At 60.4% G+C, this 24,811-nt stretch carries 22 protein-coding genes; 12 read left to right on the forward strand and 10 right to left on the reverse strand.

Features of this window, described 5'->3' with window-relative positions; genetic code table 11:
- Positions 1-15 precede the first annotated feature (15 nt).
- From E8M77_RS02770 to E8M77_RS02825, 11 genes are all read left to right on the forward strand, one after another.
- Positions 16-1,251 carry an ABC transporter substrate-binding protein gene (locus E8M77_RS02770; protein ID WP_137129078.1) on the forward strand — a complete coding sequence of 412 codons (1,236 nt, stop codon included), beginning with the start codon at positions 16-18 and terminating at the stop codon, positions 1,249-1,251.
- Positions 1,252-1,490: 239 nt separating this feature from the next.
- Positions 1,491-2,360 carry a sugar ABC transporter permease gene (locus E8M77_RS02775; protein ID WP_170975725.1) on the forward strand — a complete coding sequence of 290 codons (870 nt, stop codon included), beginning with the start codon at positions 1,491-1,493 and terminating at the stop codon, positions 2,358-2,360.
- 3 nt (positions 2,361-2,363) lie between these two features.
- On the forward strand, positions 2,364-3,218 hold the full coding sequence (locus tag E8M77_RS02780; protein ID WP_137129080.1) for a carbohydrate ABC transporter permease: 855 nt from the start codon (positions 2,364-2,366) through the stop codon (positions 3,216-3,218).
- Positions 3,215-4,960, forward strand: a complete 1,746-nt coding sequence (gene araD, locus E8M77_RS02785; protein WP_137129081.1) for an L-arabinonate dehydratase — start codon at positions 3,215-3,217, stop codon at positions 4,958-4,960. Before E8M77_RS02780 ends, araD begins: the two co-directional genes overlap by 4 nt.
- A gap of 11 nt (positions 4,961-4,971) precedes the next feature.
- On the forward strand, positions 4,972-5,778 hold the full coding sequence (locus E8M77_RS02790; protein WP_137129082.1) for an aldolase/citrate lyase family protein: 807 nt from the start codon (positions 4,972-4,974) through the stop codon (positions 5,776-5,778).
- A 10-nt stretch (positions 5,779-5,788) separates the two neighbouring features.
- Positions 5,789-6,673, forward strand: a complete 885-nt coding sequence (locus E8M77_RS02795; protein ID WP_137129083.1) for an SMP-30/gluconolactonase/LRE family protein — start codon at positions 5,789-5,791, stop codon at positions 6,671-6,673.
- Positions 6,674-6,681: 8 nt separating this feature from the next.
- Positions 6,682-7,446: an SDR family NAD(P)-dependent oxidoreductase gene (locus tag E8M77_RS02800; RefSeq protein WP_137129084.1), complete on the forward strand. Its 765-nt coding sequence runs from the start codon at positions 6,682-6,684 to the stop codon at positions 7,444-7,446.
- A 264-nt stretch (positions 7,447-7,710) separates the two neighbouring features.
- Positions 7,711-9,702 (forward strand): alpha-glucosidase, encoded by a 1,992-nt coding sequence (locus tag E8M77_RS02810; protein WP_137129085.1) that lies wholly within the window; start codon positions 7,711-7,713, stop codon positions 9,700-9,702.
- 2 nt (positions 9,703-9,704) lie between these two features.
- Complete coding sequence (locus E8M77_RS02815) at positions 9,705-10,475, forward strand: TSUP family transporter (protein WP_137129086.1); 771 nt, start codon at positions 9,705-9,707, stop codon at positions 10,473-10,475.
- A 215-nt stretch (positions 10,476-10,690) separates the two neighbouring features.
- Positions 10,691-12,184, forward strand: a complete 1,494-nt coding sequence (gene glpK, locus E8M77_RS02820; protein ID WP_137129087.1) for a glycerol kinase GlpK — start codon at positions 10,691-10,693, stop codon at positions 12,182-12,184.
- A gap of 47 nt (positions 12,185-12,231) precedes the next feature.
- On the forward strand, positions 12,232-13,053 hold the full coding sequence (locus E8M77_RS02825) for an aldolase/citrate lyase family protein (protein ID WP_137129088.1): 822 nt from the start codon (positions 12,232-12,234) through the stop codon (positions 13,051-13,053).
- 22 nt (positions 13,054-13,075) lie between these two features.
- Here E8M77_RS02825 and rocF read toward each other — a convergent pair whose 3' ends face one another.
- The 3 genes from rocF to E8M77_RS02840 form a co-directional block, all read right to left on the reverse strand.
- Positions 13,076-13,996: an arginase gene (rocF, locus tag E8M77_RS02830; protein WP_137129089.1), complete on the reverse strand. Its 921-nt coding sequence runs from the start codon at positions 13,994-13,996 to the stop codon at positions 13,076-13,078.
- A 145-nt stretch (positions 13,997-14,141) separates the two neighbouring features.
- Positions 14,142-14,537: a diacylglycerol kinase gene (locus E8M77_RS02835; protein ID WP_137129090.1), complete on the reverse strand. Its 396-nt coding sequence runs from the start codon at positions 14,535-14,537 to the stop codon at positions 14,142-14,144.
- Between the two features lie 192 nt (positions 14,538-14,729).
- Positions 14,730-15,557, reverse strand: coding sequence for a p-hydroxycinnamoyl CoA hydratase/lyase (locus E8M77_RS02840; RefSeq protein WP_137129091.1), 828 nt, complete (start codon positions 15,555-15,557; stop codon positions 14,730-14,732).
- Positions 15,558-15,899: 342 nt separating this feature from the next.
- On the opposite strand from E8M77_RS02840, the gene E8M77_RS02845 reads away from it, so the two are divergent.
- On the forward strand, positions 15,900-16,400 hold the full coding sequence (locus E8M77_RS02845) for a MarR family transcriptional regulator (protein ID WP_137129092.1): 501 nt from the start codon (positions 15,900-15,902) through the stop codon (positions 16,398-16,400).
- 28 nt (positions 16,401-16,428) lie between these two features.
- Here E8M77_RS02845 and E8M77_RS02850 read toward each other — a convergent pair whose 3' ends face one another.
- The 7 genes from E8M77_RS02850 to E8M77_RS02880 form a co-directional block, all read right to left on the reverse strand.
- A complete protein-coding gene (locus tag E8M77_RS02850; protein WP_246659104.1) occupies positions 16,429-17,331 on the reverse strand; it encodes a YbhN family protein in 903 nt (300 codons plus the stop codon).
- Between the two features lie 190 nt (positions 17,332-17,521).
- Complete coding sequence (gene glpD, locus E8M77_RS02855; RefSeq protein ID WP_137129188.1) at positions 17,522-19,039, reverse strand: glycerol-3-phosphate dehydrogenase; 1,518 nt, start codon at positions 19,037-19,039, stop codon at positions 17,522-17,524.
- A 257-nt stretch (positions 19,040-19,296) separates the two neighbouring features.
- Positions 19,297-20,145 (reverse strand): dipeptide ABC transporter ATP-binding protein, encoded by an 849-nt coding sequence (locus tag E8M77_RS02860; protein ID WP_137129189.1) that lies wholly within the window; start codon positions 20,143-20,145, stop codon positions 19,297-19,299.
- Between the two features lie 5 nt (positions 20,146-20,150).
- A complete protein-coding gene (locus tag E8M77_RS02865) occupies positions 20,151-21,002 on the reverse strand; it encodes an ABC transporter ATP-binding protein (protein ID WP_137129094.1) in 852 nt (283 codons plus the stop codon).
- 3 nt (positions 21,003-21,005) lie between these two features.
- Positions 21,006-21,914 (reverse strand): ABC transporter permease subunit, encoded by a 909-nt coding sequence (locus E8M77_RS02870; RefSeq protein ID WP_137129095.1) that lies wholly within the window; start codon positions 21,912-21,914, stop codon positions 21,006-21,008.
- Positions 21,915-21,929: 15 nt separating this feature from the next.
- Positions 21,930-22,934 (reverse strand): ABC transporter permease subunit, encoded by a 1,005-nt coding sequence (locus E8M77_RS02875; protein ID WP_137129096.1) that lies wholly within the window; start codon positions 22,932-22,934, stop codon positions 21,930-21,932.
- A 163-nt stretch (positions 22,935-23,097) separates the two neighbouring features.
- Entirely contained in the window at positions 23,098-24,693 is a 1,596-nt protein-coding gene (locus E8M77_RS02880) for an ABC transporter substrate-binding protein (protein WP_137129097.1), read from the reverse strand.
- Between the last annotated feature and the right edge of the window lie 118 nt (positions 24,694-24,811).

Below are 24,811 nucleotides of genomic sequence, written 5' to 3' on the forward strand. Positions count from 1 at the left end.
TTTGGGAGAGTGACAATGACTAAGACATTTCTGGCGGGAGCGCTTCTGTCGGCCAGCATTTTTGGCCTGGCGGCACCGGCCTTTGCCGATACCGAACTGAAGGTTTATATTTCCAGCCAGCATCAGCCACAGGTCTGGCGCAAGGTGATGGATCAATACGAAGCGGCCAATCCCGGCACGAAGGTGACGATCGAAACCGGCGGCAACACATCGGAAGCCCAGGCACAGTATCTCAACACGATCATGTCGGCCAAGGATAGCTCGCTCGACGTGCTGATCCTCGACGTCATTCGCCCGGCGCAGTTTGCCGCCGCCGGCTGGACAAGCCCCTTCGAGGGCAAGGATATGTCGGTCTATCTGCCGGCCTATGCGGAAGCCAATACGGTGGATGGCAAGGTCGTGGCGCTTCCGGCATTCGCCGATTCCATGTTCCTCTACTATCGCAAGGATCTCCTGGAGAAGTATGGCGTAGAACCGCCGAAGACCTGGGATGAGTTGAAGGCTGCCGTCAAGAAGATCAACGGCGGCGAGAACAATCAGGACCTGCAGGGCCTGTCCTTCCAGGGCAAGGCGATTGAAGGCGCGGTCTGCACCTTCCTTCTGCCCTATTGGAGCCAGGGCAAGAACCTCACCGACAATGGCAAGCTGACCTTCGACAAGCAGGCCGCCGTCAATTCGCTGAAGCTGTGGAAGAGCTTCGTCGATGAAGGCGTTTCCAAGAAGAACATTGCGGAAGTCGCAACCGACGACACGCGCAAGGAATTCCAGGCCGGCAATGTCGTCTTCGCCGTCAACTGGTCCTATGCCTGGGCACAGTCGCAGAGCAAGGATTCAGCCGTTGCCGGAAAGGTCGGCGTTGCCCGTCTTCCGGCGATGACCGGCGGCGAGCAGGCAACCTGCCTCGGCGGATGGGAATGGGGCGTCTCGGCCTATTCCAAGAACCAGGATGGCGCGAAAAAGCTGGTCGAATACCTTTCCAGCAAGGATGCCTCCAAGTTCATGGCGGTCAACGGCTCGCTGCTGCCGACCCATTCGGAACTCTACAAGGATGCAGACGTGCTGAAGGCAGCACCGTGGTTTGCCGATGCCAAGCAGGTGGTTGAAACCGCCAAGCCGCGCCCGGTCACGCCACGCTATAACGAGGTGAGCGAAACCATCCGCACCACGGTCAATGCCGTGCTGGCTGGCGTCACCACCCCGGAAGATGGTGCAGCCCAGATCGAAGCCCGCCTAAAGCGTATCCTGCGTTGATTGCCGACCAGACTGTGAAACGGGCGCAAGGCTTTGCGTCCCTTTCACAGCGCAAATGACCGGACGGGGTGGCACGATGCCGCCCCGAACGGAGCCTTATACCAAGGGAACCTATTGCGGTTTCTATCGTCGACACTTGGTATTACGACCGACAAGCAATCGCGGGAGCTGCGACGGTGACAACCTCCACCCTCACCAAGACCGACCGGACAGACAGACAGCCCCCGGCCTGGACGAAGATGCTGGATCTGAGCGATCGTGCGCTGGCCGTACTGTTGCTGGCACCAGCCGCCATCCTCCTGTCGCTGATCATCGTCTATCCGGTGATGCGGCTGATCTATACGAGCTTCTTCAGCCTGTCGCTGACTTCCGGCCTGCCGGCGGAATTCGTCGGCATCGAGAATTACCAGCTGATGATCGAGGATCCGGTCTTCTGGGAAACCACCTGGAACACCGTGCTGATCACCCTCATCACCGTTCCCGGCGCGCTGTTTGTCGGGCTCGGGCTTGCGCTTCTCGCCAATATCCCGTTTCGCCGGCAATGGCCGGTGCGCCTGTCGCTGCTCATTCCCTGGGCGCTGCCGCTATCCTTTGCCGGCCTGATCTTCGCCTGGTTCTTCCATTCCGAATATGGCGTGGTGAATGATGTTCTGTCCCGCTTCGGCATCGAGGGCGTCATCTGGTTCAATTCGCCCAACCTTGCCTTTGCCGCCATCTGTCTCACCATCGTGTGGAAGACATCCTCCTTCATGGCGCTGATCATCTTGGCCGGCCTGCAGACCATTCCACGCTCGCTTTATGAAGCCGCCGATGTCGATGGCGCAGGCCGCATCCGCCAGTTCTTCGAAATCACCCTGCCGCTTTTGAAGCCGGCGATTGTCGTGGCGCTGATTTTCCGCACCATCACGGCGCTGCAGACCTTCGACATACCCTACATGATGACCGGCGGCGGCCCCGGCACATCCACCGCCACGCTTGCCATGTATATCCACCAGAACACCGTATCCTTCCTCGATCTCGGTTACGGCTCGGCGCTCGCCGTCGTCATGTTCGCGCTGTCCATGTGCGTGACAGCCGTCTACCTGCGCATCATCCGGACCAAGGAGTAACCCATGAGCCAAGTCATCGCCTCGGGGGCAAACTCGTTCTTGTCCGGCAAGCCGCTGCGCTTCATCGCCGCCACCATTCTTCTGGTCAACGGCATGTTTCCGGCCCTGTGGATCCTGTTCACCTCGCTGAAGACGGAAGCGGAACTGACGCAAAAGCCGATCACATGGCTGCCGCATACGCCAACACTTGCCAATTACATGCAGGCCTTTTCCGACCAGCCGCTGCACATGTTCCTGTTCAACAGCTTCATGGTGGCGATCCTCTCCACCTGCCTGACGCTGCTGGTCTCGGTGCTGGCGGCATACGCGCTGGCGCGCCTCAATCTCAAATATCGCGGACTTATCCTGTCGCTCATCATCGCGGTTTCCACCTTCCCGCTGGTGACGCTGCTGGTGCCGCTGTTTGAAATCATGCGGGCGCTGAACTTGCTCAACACCTGGGTTGCGCTGATCCTACCCTATACGGTTCTGTCGCTGCCGGTCTGCACGCTGATGCTCGTTTCCTTCTTCGAGGGCATTCCGCGCGATCTGGAAAACGCCGCGATGATCGACGGCTGCACACGGATGGGGGCGCTGTTCAAGGTCGTCGTGCCGCTTTGCGCGCCGGGTGTGTTTACCGCCGGCATTCTGGCCTTCGTCAATGCCTGGGATGAGTTTCTGCTCGCGCTATCGTTCAATTCCAATCCGGGATTGCGCACGCTGCCGGTCGGCATCCAGCTCTATCAGGGTGAGTTTGCCTTTCCCTGGCCGGTGATTTCGGCAGCGCTCGTCGTCGGCATCGTGCCGGTCGCGATCCTGATCGTCATCTTTCAGGAACGGGTGGTTTCCGGCCTTACCGCAGGCGGCATCAAGGGATGAGCGACGTGACCAAACGAAAAGAGCTATCCGAACTGCGCAGCCAGCGCTGGTTTGCCTCCGACGACATGCGTGGCTTTGCCCATCGCCAGCGCACGCAGCAGATGGGCATGCGCCGCGACGAGTTCATGGGGCGCCCGGTCATCGGCATTATCAATACCTGGAGCGAGATGAGCCCCTGCCACGCGCATCTGCGTGACCGGGCCGAAGCGGTAAAACGCGGCGTCTGGCAGGCGGGCGGCTATCCGGTCGAAATGCCGGCGCTGTCAGTGGGCGAGGTCATGGTAAAGCCAACCACCATGCTCTACCGCAACTTTCTCGCCATGGAATGCGAGGAACTGTTGCGCTCACACCCGATCGATGGCGCCGTGCTGCTCGGCGGCTGCGACAAGTCCACGCCGGCGCTGATCATGGGCGCCATTTCCATGGATATTCCGGTGATCTATTGCCCGGCAGGCCCCATGTCGAACGGCCAGTGGCGCGGCATCAAGACGGGCGCCGGCACGCATACGAAGAAATACTGGGACGAGCTTCGCGCTGGCAACATCACCCAGGATGACTGGGTGGATCTTGAAAGCCGCATGACGCGTTCCGCCGGCACCTGCAACACGATCGGCACCGCCTCCACCATGACGTCGATCGTCGATGCCATGGGGCTGACACTGCCCGGCGCATCCTCCATTCCGGCCACCGACAGCGGCCATCCACGCATGGCGTCCGCCTGCGGCGTGCGCATTGTCGAAATGGTCTGGGAGGATCTGAAACCTTCCGACATCATCAACAAGGCGAGCTTTGAAAACGGCCTTGTTGCCTATATGGCGCTTGGCGGCTCCACCAATGCTGCCGTACATCTGGTCGCGATGGCCCGCCGCGCCCAGGTGAACCTGACGCTCGATGACATGTCGGCCATGGCCGCCAAGGTGCCGGTTGCCGTCAATGTCTTCCCCTCCGGCGAATATCTGATGGAAGACTTTTATTTTGCCGGCGGTTTGAACGCGCTTCTGCGCAAATACCAGCATCATCTGGATCTCTCCCGCCCAACTGTGAACGGCAAGACGGTGGGCGAGAATATAGCCGGCGCCGATTGCTGGAACGATGACGTGATCCGCGACGAGAATAATCCGGTCGTGCCGCTGTCGCGCGGCAAGACGCTGGAAGTGCTGCGCGGCAATCTGGCGCCGAATGGCGCAGTGATGAAATCCTCTGCCGCCAATCCGAAATTCTTGAAGCATATCGGCCCGGCCATCGTCTTTGATGATCCGGCCACGATGAATAAGACGCTCGACCAGCCGGATCTGGATGTCAGGGAAGACACGGTGATCATCCTGCGCAATGCCGGTCCCGTCGGCGCCCCCGGAATGCCGGAATGGGGCAACCTGCCCATCCCGAAAAAGCTGTTGAGAGAGGGCGTGCGCGACATGGTGCGCATCTGCGACGGGCGCATGAGCGGCACACATTACGGCACCTGCATCCTGCATGTCTCGCCGGAAGCAGCCGTCGGCGGACCTCTGGCGCTGGTGAAGACCGGCGACCTCATTGAGCTGGATGTCGCCGCCGGCACGATCAATATGCGGGTGGACGAGGCGGAAATCGCCCGCCGCCGCGCCGCATGGACGCCGACTGCGCGCATCTATGAGCGTTCCTTTGCAGCGCTTTATCAGAACCATGTCAGCCAGGCGCATGAAGGCTGCGACTTCGATTTTCTCAGTGGCTCGGCCAAAGTGCCGGACCCGGTCATTTTCTAAAGGATATTGTCATGAGCACGCTGAACCCTTTCAAGTCCTGGCTGTCGGACAAGAACCGCGCTACCCCGCTTGGCACCTGGCTGATGGCCGCTGCGCCGACAACGGCTGAAGCGCTGGGCTATGCCGGCTTCGACTTTCTCGTCGTCGATATGGAACATGTACCGATCGAGGTCTCTGATCTCGCCCATATCCTGCGCGCCATCGGCTGCACGCCGGCAGATGCCGTCGTGCGTCTCGCCTGGAACGATCAGGTTCTCGTGAAGCGCTGCATGGATGCCGGCGCCCGCACCGTCATGCTGCCCTTCGTGCAGACGGCGGAAGAGGCAAAGGCTGCCGCTTCCTACACGCGCTATCCGCCGGAAGGCATTCGCGGCGTTGCCGCCGTCCATCGCGGTTCGAAATTCGGCACCATTCCGGATTACCTGAAGAGTGCCAACAAGGATGTTTGCACCATCGTGCAGCTGGAAACGCCGGAAGCTATCGAGCGGCTGCCGGAAATTGCCGCTGTCGAGGGTATCGATGCGCTGTTCGTCGGTCCGGGTGATCTGTCGGCGGCCATGGGCCATATCGGCAATATCGCCCATCCCGAAGTCCAGGCGCTGATCGAAAAGGCAGCAAAGGATGCCCACGCCGCCGGCAAGCCGGTCGGCATTGTCGGCCCCAATCCGGATATGGTGAAGCGCTTCATCGGCTATGGCTATGACTATGCGGCAATCGCCTCGGATGTGGCGATGATGACCGGTCGTGCCAATGACTGGCTCGGCCAAATGAAGGGCGAGACGAAGCCCGCCGTCAGCGCACCCACAGCAGCATACTGAGGTGGGTCAGGTGCAAGCCGGTTTCAGCCTCGCTCTTGATATCAGAACGGACCTTGGCGAATGCCCCCTCTGGTCAGTCGCCGAGCAGGTTCTGTATTTTGTCGATATCAAGCAGAGCCGCATCCATCGCTTTGATCCGGCAAGCGGCGCGCTTGGCACGATTCAGCTGCCCGAAGAAGTCGGCTGCATTGGTCTCGCTTTGGGCGGCGGCTTTGTGGCCGGCCTGCGCTCCGGCATCTGGCTGCTCTCGGCAAAGGGTGACCTGATCGACAAGCTCGCCGATAACCCGGAAGACCAGTCCGTCAGCCGATTCAACGACGGCATGGTCGATCCGGCTGGCCGCTTCATCGCCGGCACCGTGGACGAAACGCGCGAGCGCGGCACGGCCAGCCTTTACCGCTATGACCGCCGGGGGCTTGAAAAGCTGGCCGGCGACCTCTTCACCTCCAATGGCGTCGCCTTTTCGCCGGATGGCAAGCGCCTCTATCATTCCGATACGCTGCGTTATTCGCTCTACACCTATGATTACGAGGTGGAGACGGGTGCGGCGACCAATCGCCAACTGTTTGCCAAATTCGGTTCCGAGACGGACAAAGGCCGGCCCGATGGTGGCGCCGTCGATGCCGAGGGCTGCTATTGGTCAGCCCTGTTTGAAGGCGGCCGCGTGCAGCGCTATGCGCCCGACGGAACGCTTCTCTCAGAACATCCGGTACCCGCCAAATGCCCGACCATGGTGACATTTGGCGGCCCTGATCTGAAAACCCTCTACTGCACCAGCGCCCGCATCGGCCGGCCTGACGAGGAACTGGCCGAATATCCGCTCTCCGGCGCGGTGTTTGCCATGCCCGTTGATGTGGCCGGCCTGTCCAAGCCCCTGTTCAATCCCGATATCTGAGACCCATCATGCCCGCTTCCTATGAAACCGTTCGCTATTCCTCGCTTGAAGGCCGTCATGTGCTGATCACCGGCGGTGCCTCGGGCATTGGCGAGGAAATGGTGAAGGCCTTTCGTGCGCAAGGCGCGCGCGTCTCCTTCCTCGATATCGATGCGGATGCAGGTGCGAAGACAGCAGAAGCGACCGGCGCCAGCTTCAAACCCTGCGACGTGACGGATATCGCCGCCCTTCGCGAGACGATTGCGGCCTTCGAGGCCGATCAGGGTGGCGTGGATGTTCTCCTCAATAATGCCGGCAAGGACGATCGCCACGCTATCGACGAGGTGGAGCCGGACTATTGGCGCCGGGCGCTGTCGCTCAATCTCGACCACCAGTTTTTCGCAAGCCAGGCCGTGACCAAGGCGATGGCAGAGAAGGGCGGCGGTTCTATCATCATGCTCGGCTCGATATCCTGGATGCGCGGGCGCCCCGGCATGGTGGGCTATACGACCGCCAAAGCCGCCATCAACGGCATGACGAAGACGCTGGCGCGCGAGCTTGGGCCCTCCGGCATCCGCGTCAATTGCATCGTACCCGGCGCCATCGTCACCGAACGGCAGCTGGCGCTCTGGACGAGCCCCGAACAGAACCAGCAGTTCATCGACCTGCAGGCGCTGAAATTCCGCCTCGATGCGAGCCACGTGGCCCGCCTTGCCCTTTTCCTCGGCTCCGACGAAAGCGCCGGCTGCACCGGCGCCAATTTCGTCGTCGATGCCGGCCTTACCCAGAACTAATCGCGATGAGTAAACCGGCTCTACCCCCCTCTGCCCTGCCGGGCATCTCCCCCTCAAGGAGGGAGATCACAAGCGGCAGGCTCCTCATGCACCAAACCCGCCCGCTGTTTACCATTCTCAATGCTGCGGGACGTAGCGACAAAGCGTCTGGCATGATCTCCCCCCTTGAGGGGGAGATGCCCGGCAGGGCAGAGGGGGGTGCATGTTGCGCTCACAACGCTCGCCATCATCAAGACAAGCGCCGCGGCGCAAGGACAGATATCCATGCAGCTTAACCTCATCCCCGGCGGTTTTACCCTCACTCTTGAAGGCCGCGAGATCCTGCGCCACACGCACGCCGCCCCTGCCCTCTTCGTCGGACGTGGCGAAGAGCGGATGGACATGTATCGCGGCAATTTCGATATCGAGGATTATGTCGTGGAGCGCGTGGCGCTTACCCATGCCGAGATCGACGGCAACCGGATCTCCTTTTCGCCAGCCGCCGGGCAACCGGTGCGCTTCGTGCTGACCATGGATGCCAATCATCTCATCACGCAAACGCCAGATCCATCGATCAACCGCGTATGGTTCCGCATCGTGGCTGAAGCGGGCGAGCATGTCTGGGGCGGCGGCGAGCAGATGTCCTATTTCGACATGCGCGGCCGCAAATTCCCGCTCTGGACATCCGAGCCAGGCGTCGGGCGCGACAAGACAAGCGAGATCACCTTCAAGGCAGACGTGACCGGCAAATCCGGCGGCGACTATTACAACACCAACTATCCGCAGCCGACCTATATCTCGTCGCGCCGCTATGCAGCCCATGTGGAAACCACGGCCTATTCCGTCTTCGATTTCCGCCGCGACGGTTTCCACGAGATCGAGATCTGGGCCGTGCCGGAACGACTGGAGTTCTTCTGCGCGCCGACCTTCGTGGAACTGGTGGGCCTGCTCTCCACCCGCTTCGGCCGCCAGCCGGAACTTCCCGACTGGGTCTATGTCGGCGCGATCCTTGGTCTCAAGGATGGCGAGAACTCGTTTGCCCGCATGGAAAAGATGCGTGATGCCGGCGTTAAGGTATCCGGTCTCTGGTGCGAGGATTGGGTTGGCCTTCGCCACACATCGTTTGGCGCGCGCCTGTTCTGGGACTGGCAGGCCAACGAGACCCGCTATCCGAACCTTCGCCAGAAGATCACTGAGCTGGGCAATGAGGGCATCCGCTTCCTCGGCTATGTGAACCCCTATCTCTGCGTCGATGGCCCGCTGTTTCCGGTCGCGGAAGCAAACGGCTATTTCGCCACGGACAATGCGGGCAAGACGGCGCTTGTCGATTTCGGCGAGTTTGATTGCGGCGTGGTGGATTTCACCAATCCAGCAGCGGCAGACTGGTTTGCCGAAGAGGTGATCGGCAAGAACATGCTGGATTACGGTCTCTCCGGCTGGATGGCGGATTTCGGCGAATATCTGCCCATCGACATCAATCTGGCCAATGGCGTGGACGCCAAGCTGATGCACAATGCCTGGCCGACGCTCTGGGCAGAAGTCAACGCAAAGGCAGTGGCAAGCCGTGGCAAGACAGGCGACAGCCTGTTCTTCATGCGGGCAGGCTTTACCGGCGTGCAGGCCCATTGCCCGCTTTTATGGGGCGGTGACCAGTCGGTCGACTTCTCCCGTCACGATGGCCTTGTCACCGTCATCTGCGGTGCGCTCTCCTCCGGCCTGCTTGGCAATGCCTATCATCACTCGGATATCGGCGGCTATACCAGCCTGTTCGGCAATGTGCGCACGGCAGAACTCATCATGCGCTGGGCGGAAATGGCAGCCTTTACCGCCGTGATGCGCAGCCACGAGGGCAACCGCCCGCGCGACAACCTGCAGCTTGATCAGGACGCCGGGGTTCTGGCGCATTTTGCGCGGATGACGGCAATCTATGTGCATCTGGCGCCTTATCTGAAGAGCCTGTCGAGCGAGGCTGCAGCAACTGGCCTTCCCGTCCAGCGCCCGCTTTTCCTGCACCACGAGGATGACCGCGAAACCTATGCCATTCAGGACGCCTATCTCTTTGGCCGCGACCTGCTGGTGGCGCCGGTCTGGCAGGCGGGCGAGATCACCCGCACGCTCTATCTGCCGAAGGGCGAAACCTGGGTGCATATCTGGAGCGGCAGCGAGCATCAGGGTGGCCAGACGCTGACGGTCGATGCGCCGCTCGGTTCGCCGCCGGTATTTTACCGCAAGGGCGCCAATCGCACCGATCTCTTCGACGGTCTGCAGGCACTCTGAGCATGGATATTCAAAGTCTTGCCGGATTGCTGCTGATTGCAGCCATCGCCGCCTATAGCCAGACCCTGACCGGCTTTGCGCTGGGTCTTATCATGATGGGCGGCATCGGGTTGACCGGCATCATCCCGCTCACCGATGCGGCAGTGCTCGTCAGCATTCTGGTCATCGTCAATGCAGCACAGGTGCTGGCCAAGGGCTGGCGGGATATTGCCTTTGCCCAAGCGCTTCCGGCGCTTGCCGCAAGCCTTGTGTTTCTCGGTCTCGGCTACTTCCTGCTCGGGCTGATGGCTTCTGCCTCTCTCGATTGGCTGAAAGCGGTTCTCGGTGTCGTCATCGTCGCCTCCAGCATCCAGCTGTCGCTGAAACCACAGGCCCTGCCGCAGCTATCGTCGCGCGCCTCGTTTATCGGTTTCGGCGCGGTCGCCGGCGTGATGGGCGGGTTGTTTTCGACAGCCGGGCCGCCGCTCATCTATCATTTCTATCGCCAGCCGCTGAAACCGACTGCGGTGCGCGAAACGCTGGTCGCCATATTCGCCACAAATGCCGTGGTGCGGCTGGCACTGGTGGCCGGCGCCGGACATCTGCCGTCGCCAAGCTTCTGGTGGGGCCTTCTCGCCATCCCTGTGGTCATCGCCTCGACCACTCTGGCGCGGCGCTATCCGCCTCCGCTTTCGCCGCTTGCCATGCGGCGCGTGGCTTTTCTGCTGCTGTTTCTCTCAGGCCTGTCTCTGGCCATACCGGCGATATTGAAGCTATCGGCGGCTGCGGTATGAGACAGAAAAAACGGCTTCGGTCGGCCGGCTTTTATGCTACCAAGACCGGAAACATCGTCGGGAGCGGTGGAATTTGGGGAGGATGACGACCGGCAGCACAGGCTGTCGGTGCGTTTGTGTGTCGGTTCCATCCTCACTGAAACTTGCTTCCTCGACGCCCCATTGGGCGCCGAACGCTTTGTACTGATTGCCATGACGGAAACGGGATCTGCCGCATGAAGGACTTCATTCTCGCCATCGACCAGGGCACGACCTCGACCCGCTCGATCATCTTTGACCGCAGCTACAAGAGCCGTGGCGCCGGCCAGATGGAATTTTCCCAGCACTTTCCCCAGTCGGGCTGGGTGGAACACGAGGCGGAAGACCTCTGGACGACAACGCTTGAGACAGCGCGCAAGGCCATGACGGACGCTGGCGCCAGTGCCAATCAGATAGCCGCCATCGGCATTACCAACCAGCGCGAGACGGCGCTTGTCTGGGACAGGCGCACCGGCAAGGCGATCCACCGGGCCATCGTCTGGCAGGACCGGCGCACCGCAGACCATTGCGCACGCCTGCGCCAGGATGGCCATGCGGCACTGGTTGCCGAGCGCACGGGCCTTCTGATCGATCCGTATTTTTCCGCAAGCAAGATTGCCTGGATATTGGAGCATGTGCCGGGCGCACGCGCCGATGCGGAAGCCGGACATCTCGCCTTCGGCACGGTCGACAGCTGGCTCATCTACAAGATGACCGGCGGCAAACGTCACGTGATCGATGTCACCAATGCCTCGCGCACCATGCTGTGCAATATCGGCACCGCCGAATGGGATGACGAGCTTCTGGCGCTGTTTGGCATTCCGCACGCCATGCTGCCGGAGATCCTCTCCAATATCGATGATTTCGGCACGACGGAGCCGGATCTCTTCGGCGGCGCAATCGCCATTAGGGGCGTGGCCGGCGACCAGCAGGCCGCCGTCATCGGCCAGGCCTGCTTTACGCCGGGCATGATGAAATCCACCTATGGTACCGGCTGCTTTGCGCTTTTGAACACCGGCAAGGACCGGGTCACGTCCAATAACAGACTGCTGACGACGATCGCCTATCGGCTCAACGGTGAAATCCATTACGCGCTAGAAGGCTCGATCTTCATTGCAGGCGCCGCCGTGCAATGGCTGCGCGATGGGCTGAAGATGATCGGCAAGGCCTCCGAGACGGCAGATCTTGCCGCAAGCGCCGATCCAGGCCAGCGCGTCTATCTCGTGCCGGCCTTCACCGGTCTTGGCGCCCCCTGGTGGGATGCGCAAGCGCGTGGCGCCATGTTCGGCATGACCCGCAATACGGGACCGGCCGAGTTTGCCCGTGCAGCGCTTGAATCCGTCTGCTTCCAGACCCGTGATCTCTTGGGCGCCATGCGCAAGGATTGGCCGGCAACCGCCGATACGTTGCTGCGCGTCGATGGCGGCATGGCGGCCAATGACTGGACAATGCAGCGGCTGGCCGACATTCTCGGCGTGGCGGTGGATCGATCCGCCTCCTCGGAAGTGACGGCGCTTGGTGCCGCCTGGCTTGCCGGCCATGGTGCGGGCATCTGGCCGGATCAGGCAGGCTTTGCCGCAGACTGGCATCTGGAGCGCCAGTTCAACCCGTCAATGGCGGTCGATGAGCGCCGAGAGTTGCTGGATGGCTGGGACTCGGCTGTCAAATGCACGCTGGCGTTTGGCAAGTGAGATCAAATCCGGATAACAAGAAACCAAGTGCCTGACGAGGATCCATCGTGTTCAAGCCCAACCAACTGAAGAGCCGGCTGATGGCCGGCGAAACCGCCTATGGCTGCTGGGTGGGTGGCGGATCGCCGGGCAATGCCGAGATCCTCGGACATACCGGCTATGATTTCATTCTCGCAGACCACGAACATGGGGTGGGCGATACACGCGATATCCTGGAAGTGCTGCGGGTGCTGGAAACCACGCCGAGCCCCGCCGTTCTGCGTGTTGCCTGGAACGATCATGTTCTCCTGAAACGCGTCATCGATGCCGGCGCGCAATCGGTAATGATCCCCTCGGTCGATACGCCGGAACTGGCGCAGGCGGCGGTCAAAGCCTGTCTTTATCCGCCCCATGGCATTCGCGGCTATGCCGCCTCCGTGGTGCGGGCCTCCACATTCGGGCTAGAGCCGGATTATGTCGCCAAGGCCAATGACAATATGCTGATTGTCATCCAGCTGGAATCCGTGCTTGCCATCGACAATGCCGCAGCGATTGCCGCCATTCCCGGCGCCGATGTCATCTTCATCGGCATCAATGATCTGGCAGCCTCGATGGGCCTGATCGGCCAGACGGAACATGTTGAGGTTCAGGCCCTGGCGCGCAAGGCGGAAGAGGCGGTCCTGAAGGCCGGCAAGATCCTCGGCACCGTGCCGAATGCCGGTGCCGGCGTGCATGACCTTCTGGAGCGCGGCTATCGCTTCATTCCCGGCCCCTATGATGTGGCGCTGCTGCGCGATGCAGGCCTTGCCGGCATGGCGGAGTTTCGCCAGATCCAGGCGGCACGGGCACGCGGCGAACAGTTTGCCGGCGCCAAGGGCGCGTCATACTGAACGCGCCTTTGGCGACTGGCACTCAATAACGACGCGTGGGGCGGTCCATCACGGTACGCCCCATCAGGCTTGCCGTCAGATCGACCAGCATGGTGGCGGTGCGTCCGCGCTCATCGAGAAACGGATTGAGTTCGACCAGATCGAGGCTCGACACACACCCGCTGTCATGCAGCATTTCCATGACCAGATGCGCCTCGCGGAAGGTGGCGCCGCCGGGCACAGTCGTGCCGACCGCCGGGCCGACAGAGGGATCGAGGAAATCCACATCCAGGCTGACATGCAACAGGCCGTTCGCCACTTCGACCTTCTCCAGGAAGGCGCGCAAAAGCACTGCAACGCCATGCTCGTCAATGGCGCGCATGTCATGAACCGTCACTGCCGTCTGGTTCAGCGCGGCGCGTTCGGCGGGATCGACGCTGCGAATGCCGATCATGCAGACATTGGCCGGATCAACCGGTGCCTGCAAAACTGGGAAGTAAGGCGAAAATCCCGGCTGACCGGTAAAGTAAGCGACCGGCACGCCATGCAGATTACCGCTGGTGGTAGAAGTCAGGCTGTGAAAATCGGTATGGGCATCAAGCCAGAGCACGAAAAGCGGGCGGCCCCTCTCTGCCGCACGCCGGGCAAGGCCCGCAACGCTTCCAGCCGATAGCGCATGGTCGCCGCCGAGAAAGATCGGCATGCCATTGGCGCTTTCCCGGTAGGCAGTTTCGGCTATCACATCGATCCAGCCACTGACATCGGCAAGATTGCGCAATGCGGCATTGGCATGCGGTGGTGGATCTGCACTGCGTGGCGAAAGATTGCCCAGATCCGCCACCTCATGGCCAAGCTCCCGCAACGCGGCCACAAGCCCGGCCGTGCGAAGCGCACTTGGCCCCATTTCGCAACCCAGTTGCGATGCGCCGTCCTGCAACGGCACCCCGATCAATTTGCACAGCATAGACCCATCTCCATTTGCGCCGCATAAAGCCACGGCCTCCTGACGATCAAAACGCCAAGAGCTGTCAATTTTGACAGGTCCAGCTGTCACTTTGATGAAGGGACAGAGCAGATTGTGCAGTGCGCGCTAAAAACAGGGAGACCCTTTATGTCCATAGCGGCGATAGCCGGCTGAAGAGCACGTAACCCACCAGCGCCGCCCCTGCGAGCAGCAGGCAAAAGACAGCGAAGGAACCGAGATCCTTGGCATGGCGCCCGGTGACGGAAAGCTCCGGTGAAATACGGTCGATGATTTCCTCGATGGCTGTATTCAGCGCCTCGACGGCGCAGAGGACCAGGAAGATCACGGTCAGCGCAATATATTCGCCCGGATGCGCGCCGACTGCGAAAAACAGCAGAAGAAAAACAAGATAGGCGAGGATCTCATGGCGAAAGGCCGTTTCCTGCAAAAGGCGTCGAAAACCGGCAATAGAATAGGTCTGGGCCGCCAACAGGTGGCGCCATCCGTGAACCTTTATCGGAACATTCTTGTCTTCCGTCATGCCTGCGAACCAGCCCTTGCCACCGGTGGGATCCTTATGCACCCCTGATGCAGCAGGCGAGTAGCGCAAATGGCGACATCACGCAAATGACGAAAGACCGCAGGCAGCCTGCCCCACGGCATTCGCCGTGAGGCAGGCTGCAAATCGACCGAAAAACCGGCGGAAGCATGCTTCTGCCGGCTCCCGGATAGATCAGCCCTTGCGGGACTTGTCATAGGCGCCGAGGCCCGGCTTGTAGCTCTTTTCGTCGATGAACTGACGAATGCCCTCCTTGCGACCGTCCGGATCGTAGGAATTGGCAGCTTCCTGGGCGCGCACCAGGTAATCCTCTGCTTCCTCATAGGTCATGATGCCAACGCGACGCACGGCGTCCTTGGTGGCCTTCAGAGCAACCGGGTTCTTTGCCAGCAGCTTCTGGGCCACGTCGCTCACGCGGGCATGCAATTGTGCGAGCGGCATGCTTTCGTTGACGAGGCCCCATTCAGCTGCCGTCTTGCCGTCGATCGGCTCACCCAGCATGGCGTGGTACATGGCCTTGCGCATCGGCAGAAGCTCGACAGCAACCTTGGTTGCGCCGCCACCCGGCAGGATACCCCAGTTGATCTCGGAGAGACCGAACTTGGATTCGTCGGCTGCAAAGGCGAGATCGCAGGCAAACAGCGGACCGTAACCGCCGCCGAAGCACCAGCCATTGACCATGGCAATCGTCGGCTTCTGGTACCAGCGCAGACGACGCCACCAGCCATAGCTCTCGCGCTGCGAGCGACGAACGCCCTTCAGGCCATCCTTTTCGGATTCGCGGAAATATTCCTTTAGGTCCATGCCGGCAGACCAGGCAGAGCCCTCGCCGGTCAAGACCAGAACGCCCACATCTTCGCGGAACTCAAGCTCGTCCAGCACATCCATCATCGCGCGGTTCAGCGTTGGGCTCATCGCATTGCGCTTGTCCGGACGGTTGAAGCTCACCCATGCGACGCCATCCTTGACGTCATATTTTACGGTATCAACATCATTTGCCATTGTCGTCTCCTCAGGTTTTAAAGGGGGCGCAGGGTTCTCGCCTGGCGCAAAAAAACGGATGCGGGAGGTCCCGCGTCATGCACTATCAAAACGATCCGGCGAAACATCTTGCCGATCCGCTCTCTCGTCATCATTGTCGGAAACCGTGCGCCATGACGGAAACCGCTGAAGGTCAGGAATTTCGCAATGTTATGTTCGGCCCCTCCAGGCCTCAAAATCGAATGCCGCCCCTCCCCAGGCCTTGGCAAGTCGCTGGACCCACGATCGCGTCCGTCTTCGATTGACTGCTATGTTGCATAGCATTATTGTCGATCTGGTGGAGCGACGTCAAGAGGAGAAGTGATGAACAACAAGACCTCATCCGACAAAGGCACTGATGGCGCCTCCGATCTGTCTGACGCCAATGGCGTGCGCGAAGCATTGAACCTGCTGGTGGGTTATCATCTGCGAAGAGCGTCCGTGTATGACCTGAATGGCGCGGTGGCAGCCCTGGAGCTTGCCGGCGCACGCCCGATCACCCTCAGCGTGCTGCTGTGCATCGTCGAAAGCCCCGGCCGCACCTCCGCCGATATCTGCCGCAATCTCGGCATCAAGCGCGCCAATATCGTTGCGCTGCTGCAAAGCCTCGAGGCGAAGGGCCTGTTCCTGCGCAGCAATGACCCAACGGACCAGCGCATCCAGCGCCTTTACCCGACAAAACAGGGTGTGCAGACGGCGCAGGAATGGCTTGAGCTTATTCGCACCCACGAGGAACGCACGCTGAAGCGCCTGTCACAGGCTGAACGTGCCGAGCTTCGTCGTCTTCTGCAGATGATCTGGGAAGACGACACCAGCCAGGACTGATGCACGACACGGATGGATCGACCAGCAATCAGGCTCTCTGCCGCAACAGGTTGCGCTCGAAAGCCAGAACCACGACCAGCGACACCGCAAAGGGAATGATGAGATAGAGAAGCCGGAATACGATGAGCGCCGCCAGCACGTCGGATGACTGCATTTCCGGCAGGCCGCTCACGAAAAACAGCTCCAAAACACCAAGCCCGCCCGGCGCCGTGGACAGAAGCGCTGCCGAAAAGGACATTAGGAAAATTCCGAGCACCGGGAAATAGCCAGGATTACCGTCCGCCGGCAGGGCGAAATAGATGATGGCGGCAGCACCCAGAAGCTCCAGCGGCCCGATGATCAGTTGCAGGCAGACCGTTTTCAGGCTGGGATAGCAGATCGTTACCGGTCCGATGACCAGCGGGCGGAACTGCTTCCAGCTGCCATAGACATAGGCCGCCACCGCCAGAAGGGCGAGGACACCTAAACCACGCGCCGCCTGCAGCGAGATATCGTCAATGAAACGCGTGGCAATCGACGGATCAACCACTAATGTGATGCCGGTCAGCACAATCGTGCCCAAAGCAAAGGTGAAGGAGCAGAAGGCCACCAGTTGGCCGATCTCGATCCCCGTCAGCCCCTTGGACGAATAGGCCCGGTAGCGGATCAGCGAGCCGGACAGCACGGAAGCGCCCAGATTGTGCGAAATCGCATAGGTGGTGAAGGACGTGACCGAGATGAACAGCCATTCGACCCGGCGGCGCAGATGCATGAGTGCGAGAGCATCATAGCCGGCCAATGCGGCATAGGCGATCAGAGCGCTGGCGCTCGACAACAGCCAGGCATGCAGCGGAATGGCTGAAAAACTGTCACCCAGATCCTCAAGCGACAGCCCGCGCAATTCCTTGTACAAAAGCCAGACCGAAACGGCGACAACCGCCAGTCCGACCACGGGCCACGCATATTTCTTCAGGACAGCACCTCCCTATGCCTCTCCGGATCCGCAGCCGAGCCCTCCACCAGACTAGGCGCGCATTTCAAACCGATACCAGCGAAAGGTGCAGCATACAGATTGACGATTCGTGAGGAAATGCACGGCTTTTCAAAAATCCACGATGGCGGATCTCCAGATACCCTGCACATCAGGCAGCGACGCTCTCCCTATCCAGATAGACCTTGAGAGCAGCGATCTCTGCGACTGACAGGAACAATCCCTGCTTGGTGCGGCGCCAGAGAATATCCTCGGCGGTGACCGCCCATTCCTTGTCGATCAACCAGCGTACCTCGACCTCATACAGCGTGCCGCCGAAATGCCGGCCAAGATCGTCCACCGTGCCGACCGATTTCAAGACCTCAAGGGCATCGGTGCCATAGCAGCGAATGAGCCGCTCGGCATGCCGGCGGTCAAGGAATGGATAGCGGGTGAGGAGATCGCCCACTTCCGTCGCAAAGCCGGTCACGGCAAAACCGCCGCCGGGCAGATGGCTGCCGGCGGTCCAGGGCTTGCCCTTTTCGCCGATCACTTCGGCGATCTTTTCCAGCGCATGTTCGGCCAGCCGCCGATAGGTGGTCAGCTTGCCGCCAAACACATTGAGAAGCGGCGCGCCGCCATCCGGCGTCTCGACCTTCAGCACATAATCGCGCGTGGCTTCCTGGGCCCTCGATGCGCCGTCATCAAACAGCGGGCGCACAGCGGAATAGCTCCAGACGATATCGCCCAGCGCAATCGGCTCCTTGAAATAGTCGCTGGCCGCATTGCAGAGATAGTCCACCTCTTCCTGGCTGATGCGCACATCCTTCGGATCCTCCTTGAAATCCCGGTCCGTCGTGCCGATCAGCGTGAAATCCCCCTCATAGGGAATGGCAAAGATGATGCGGTTGTCCGGGTTCTGGAAGAAGTAGGCGCGCGCATGTTCGAATTTCTTGCGCACGATAATGTGGCTGCCCTGTACCAGCCGCACATTCTGGGCATTGTTGCGGCCCATGGCGCCGGCAAGCACCTGATCGACCCAGGGGCCGGCGGCATTGACCACCATGCGTGCCCTGTGCGTCTGCAGACTGCCATCGCGCTCAAGCTTCGTGGTAATGACCCAGTGATCGGCTTCGCGCACCGCGCTCACCACCTTTGAGCGGCTGAGGATGGTGGCGCCGCGGATCTGCGCATCCCGCGCATTCAGCACCACCATGCGCGCATCATCCACCCAGCCGTCGGAATATTCAAACGCCCTGCGAAACTCCGGCTTCAGCGCGCGGCCGGCCTCGTCACGCGTCAGGTTCAGCGTTTTCGTTGCGGGCAAAAGCTTGCGGCCACCCAGATGATCATAGAGGAAAAGGCCGAGCCGCACGAGCCAGGCGGGACGCACGCCGCCCTTCTGGATCGGTAATACGAAGCGCAGTGGCCAGATGACATGCGGCGCCATGGCCCAGAGCACTTCACGCTCCATCAGCGCCTCGCGCACCAGACGGAATTCATAGTGTTCGAGATAGCGCAATCCACCATGAATGAGCTTGGTGGCGCCCGAAGACGTACCAGAGGCAAAGTCATTCATTTCCGCCAGCGCCACCGAATAGCCCCGCCCCGCCGCATCGCGGGCAATGCCGCAGCCATTGATGCCGCCGCCAATCACAAACAGATCATGGATGGGCTCTTCGGAATTCATGACGGGGGGGACTGGCACAGCACTTAACTCCATTTCGAAACACAATTCCTATATTGTGAACCTAAAACGAATGTCAAACGAATGCGACCAGACACGCGTTGCCCATGGCGCGTTTCTCCGCCGCCGCATGGCAAAGCATGGCGAAGGGTCAATGGATCAACATGTCGGGAGTGTGAAACGTGCCGGCTCTTGGCCCAAAAAATAGCCGGGCCGCACTGGCGGCCCGTATCATTCCACAGCAAGGTAGTGCGCCCGGTTCAGGCGCTGGCGCGCTTTTTCGCTACGCGGGCGCGAATGGACTCCACATCGGCGCGGGGTGTGGCGGCAAACAGTGTGCGTGTATAATCGTGGGAGGGCGCGCTGAACACGGCCTCACGCGTTCCGTATTCCACCGCTTCGCCGTAATACATCACCATCACCTCGTCGGCTATGTGCTTCACAACCGAAAGATCATGACTGATGAACACGTAAGTCAGGCCAAACTCCTCCTGCAGGTCAGCGAGAAGGTTCAGCACCTGTGCCTGCACCGAAAGATCAAGTGCCGAGACCGGTTCGTCCAGCACCAGAAGTTTCGGGTTCATCATCAGCGCACGGGCAATGGCAATGCGCTGGCGCTGGCCACCGGAAAACATGTGCGGATAACGGTTATAGTGCTCGGGCGCCAACCCCACCTTGACCAGCATATCGGTGGCGCGCTCGCGCCGTTCGGCGACCGACATCTTCGTATTGATGGCCAACGGTTCGCCCAATACATCGCCAATCTTCTGGCGTGGGTTGAGCGAGCCATAGGGGTTCTGGAAGACGATCTGCACCTTGCGGCGCATTTCAGCCGTCAGGTGACCGGGCCTTGTATCGACGATCTTGCCATCGATCAGCAATTCGCCGGCCGTCGGTTCATCGATGAAGGTGAGGATACGGGCAAGGGTAGACTTGCCGCAGCCGCTCTCACCGACGATGGCAAGCGTCTTGCCAGTTTCCAGCTTGAAGGACACGCCCTTCACCGCATGGACAATTTTTTCCGCTTTGAACAGACCCTGCGGCACGCGGTAATCCTGGCGGATATTGCGAACTTCCAGCATCGGCACGGCAGCCGTCGGATTGGTCATCTCGCTCATCGCGCCTCTCCTGCAAAATCGGCCGCAGCCATGAAGTCGGAAACCGTGCTCAACCGCTTACCCGTCGCATTTTCCGGCAGTGCCGACATCAGCGCGCGGGTATAGGCGTTCTTCGGCGCCTCAAACAGGGTCAGCACTTCAGCCTCTTCCATCTTGCGGCCCTTGTATTGCACGATCACGCGGTCGGCGGTTTCCGCCACAACGCCCATGTCGTGGGTGATCATGATGAGGCCCATGCCGTGCTCGGTCTGCAGCGTCATTAGAAGATCGAGAATCTGCTTCTGGATCGTCACATCCAGCGCGGTGGTCGGTTCATCAGCGATCAGCAGTTTCGGATTGCAGGCGATCGCCATGGCGATCATCACGCGCTGGCACTGGCCGCCCGACATCTGGTGCGGGAAGTGATGGAGCCGTTCCGCAGGATTCGGCAGGCCAACCAGCGTGAACAGTTCGATGGCGCGCGCCCGGCGGTCCTTCTTGCCTAGCCCCATATGAATGCGCAGCACTTCCTCGATCTGGAAGCCGACGGTGAAACACGGGTTAAGGCTGGCGATCGGCTCCTGGAAGATCATCGCCATGTCCTTGCCGATCAGCTTGCGCCGTTCGCTATCGGGCAGGTTGCGGATATCGCGCCCGGCAAACAGCATCGTGTCGGCGGTGATCTTGGCGCTCCACGGCAAAAGGCCCATGACGGCGAGCATGGACACGGACTTGCCCGAGCCGCTTTCGCCCACAATGGCCAGCACTTCGCCGGCATTGACGGACAGTGACACGCCATCGACCGCCCGGAACCAGCCGGTGGCAGTTTCAAATTCGACGGTCAGATTTTCAATTTCAAGAAGCGCCATGGATCAGGACCTCTTCATCTTGGGATCGAGCGCATCACGCAGGCCGTCACCCATCAGGTTGATGGCGAGCACCGTGATGAGAATGGCAAGACCGGGAAAGGTCACCACCCACCAGGCGCGCAGGATGAACTCGCGGGCTTCAGCCAGCATCGTGCCCCATTCGGGTGCAGGCGGCTGGGCGCCCATGCCGAGAAAGCCGAGTGCGGCGGCATCGAGAATCGCATTCGAAAAGGACAGTGTTGCCTGGACGATCAGCGGCGCCGTGCAGTTCGGCAGGATGGTGCGAAACATCAGGCGGAAGGAGCCGGCCCCGGAAATGCGCGCAGCCGTTACATAGTCGCGGGTCTTTTCCGTCATCACGGCGGCACGCGTCAGGCGCACGAAATGCGGCTGTAGCGTCAGCGCAATGGCAATCATGCCATTCGTCAGGCTAGGTCCCATGATGGCCACCAGCACGAGCGCCAGAAGCAGCGAGGGAAAGGCCAGGATGATATCCATCAGCCGCATGATGACTGTATCGACCCAGCCGCGATAATAGCCTGCGATGAGGCCAACCAGAATGCCGCCGGTCAGCGACAGTGTGGTGACGAACAGGCCGATGAACAGCGAATATTGCGCGCCATAAATGAGGCGCGACAGCATATCGCGACCCACGGGATCGGTACCGAGGAGGAAGCTCATGCGTCCGCCGTCCATCCAGGCCGGCGGCACAAGCACGGCGTCACGATATTGTTCGAAGGGCGAATGCGGTGCAATCAGCGGCGCAAAGACCGCGACGATGACGAGTGCCACGAAGACCCAGAGGCCGATGACGGCGCCGCGGTTTTCGGAAAAGTAGAACCAGAATTCTGACAGCATCTGGCGGCGCAGCGCCGCGCTGGAAACCGGCTGGACTTTAACAGTGTCTGCCATGGGATTTTCTCCTTCTTAGTGGCGAATGCGCGGATTGATCAGCCCATAGAGCAGATCGACAATCAGGTTCACCACCATGATGATGCCGGCAATCAGCAGCAGGCCACCCTGGATGACCGGGTAGTCGCGGCGAAACACACTATCGACCATCCACTTGCCGATACCCGGCCAGGAGAAGATGGATTCTGTGAGGATTGCGCCGGCCAGCATCACGCCGATCTGCAGGCCGATCGTGGTGATAACCGGGATCATGGCATTGCGCAGCGCATGCAGGCTGACGACCCGAAACGGTGACAGGCCCTTGGCGCGGGCGGTACGGATGTAATCTTCCGACAGCACTTCCAACATGGCAGAGCGCGTCTGGCGGGCAATGACCGCCAGCGGAATGGTGGCCAGCACGATCGAAGGCAGGATCAAATGGCTGACCGCCGAGGAAAAAGCGCCCTTCTGGCCGGAGATCAGCGAATCGATCAGCATGAAGCCGGTGACGGGCTTGAAGAAATACATCAGCGAAATGCGGCCAGAGACCGGCGTCCATTGCAGGATGCCGGAAAACAGGATGATCAGCAGCAGGCCCCACCAGAAGATTGGCATGGAATAGCCGACAAGCGCGATACCCATCATCGACTGGTCAAGCGCCGAACCGCGCTTGATGGCGGCAATAATGCCGGCGGGAATGCCAAGCGCCACCGCAATCAAGATGGCGCAGAAGGACAGCTCCACCGTCGCTGGAAACAGCGCCATGAACTGCTTGAGAATGGGGGTCTTCGATACAATCGAGGAGCCGAAATCACCGGTCAGCACGCCGCCGAGATAATCGAAATACTGGATGACCAGCGGTCGGTCGAGACCAAGCTGGGCGCTGATCATCGCATGGCGCTCAGGCGACATGACGCGCTCGCCCGACAGCAGCGCGACCGGATCACCCGGCAGAAGCCGAATGAAGGCAAAGGCGATGATGGAAACCCCGATAAAAGTCGGGATCAGCACGGCGATACGCCGCAACAAAAAGCCAAACATGGATGGACCTGCTTTTGTTTTTGAAAAGGTATGGCTGCTGGACAGCAGCCTGGCCGTCGGACATGCACACCGGTGACCGGGCCGGATTTGAACCGGGCCAACCTTCAGGAAAAGCCGCGGGATGAAACATCCCGCGGCCAGCACTCATTATGGCCTAACCGGATTACTCGGCAATATCGACGTTTTCGAAGGTGAAATCACCAAGCGGGCTCTGGACGAAGCCGGTGACTTCCTTGCGCATCGGAACGACGGACAGCGAATGGTCGAGCGTTGCCCAGGGAGCCTCGCGCTTGAAGATGACCTGCGCCTGTTCGTAAAGCTTGGTGCGTTCGGCCTGGTCGGATGTGACCTTGGCCTTCTTCACCAGCGCGTCGAATTCCGGATTGCACCACTGCGCGCGGTTGTTGCCGCCGACTGCTTCGCAGCCGAGCAGGGTGTCGAGGAAGTTGTCCGGATCGCCATTGTCGCCGGTCCAGCCGAGCATGGCTGCGCCATCGCGGTCCTTGGCCTTCGAACGCTGCAGATATTCGGCCCATTCATAGGATACGATCTCGACCTTGACGCCGATCTTGGCAAAGTCGTCCTGCATGATTTCGGCCGCACGGCGGGCGTTCAGCATATAGGGACGCGATACGGGCATGGCCCAGATCTTCATCGACAGGTCCTTGACGCCGGCATCAGCCAGCATCTTCTTGGCCGCGTCGAGATCGTAGGCGTCGTCCTTGATGTCCTTGTTATAGGACCACATGGTCGGCGGGATCGGGTTCGTTGCAGGCGTTGCCATGCCCTGGAACACGGCTTCGACGATCGCCTTCTTGTTGATTGCCTTGTTCAGTGCCTTGCGCACTTCCGGCTTATCGAAGGGAGCCTGCGTCGTGTTGTAGGCGAGATAGGCAACGTTGAGGCCTTCCTGCTCCATGACCTGAAGGTTCTTGTCAGCCTTCATGGACTGCACGTCGGCAGCATTCGGATAGGGCATCAGGTGGCATTCGCCGGCCTTCAGCTTCTGGTAGCGAACGGCAGCATCTGTGGTGATGGCGAAGACTAGATCGTCGATCTTCGGCGCGCCACCCCAGTAATCGGCATTCTTGGCATAGCGGATAACGGCGTCCTGCTGGTAGCCGACGAAGGAGAACGGACCCGTGCCAACCGGCATCTGGTTCAACTGCTCCATTTTACCATCAGCCTGCAGCTTGTCGGCATATTCCTTCGACATGATCGAAGCAAACGGCATGGCAAGATTGGCAAGGAAAGGCGCTTCCGGACGGTTGAGCGTGAACTTGACTGTCAGGTCGTCGACCTTCTCGACCGACTTGATCAATTCCGGAAAGCCCATGCCGGCGGCATATTCCCAGGACGTGCCAGGCACATACTGGTTCCAAGGATTGGCCTTGTTGATCTGGCGGTCGATGGAGAAGACAACGTCATCGGCGGTCAGCGTGCGGGTCGGCGTGAAGAATTCGGTGGTGTGGAACTTGACGCCCGAACGCAGCTTGAACGTATATTCCTTGCCATCGGCCGATACGGTCCAGCTTTCGGCGAGACCGGCGGCCGGCTTTGTTGTGCCCGGTTCGAATTCGAGCAGGCGGCTATACACCGGATGTGCAGAGGCATCAAATGTGCTGCCGCCTGTGTAGAGGCCAGGATCGAAGCCTTCCGGCGAAGCTTCAGAGCAGTAGACAAAGGTCTTGGCGCTCGCAGCGGTCGAAAGGAAGGAGGCGGCCAGCAGGGCTGCCGTGAAACCAAGTTTAAATTTCATTATAGTCTCCCATCGGCAAGGCTGCGGATCAGCCGCAGATGCCGTTTATCGGATTGAGATTGCTCCGGAGCGTCGCATTCTTGTTCTTCTTGGCGCGCCGCAGCTCACCGTTTGGCCA

This window comes from Rhizobium sp. FY34, assembly GCF_005222845.1.
Taxonomy (GTDB): Bacteria; Pseudomonadota; Alphaproteobacteria; order Rhizobiales; family Rhizobiaceae; genus Neorhizobium.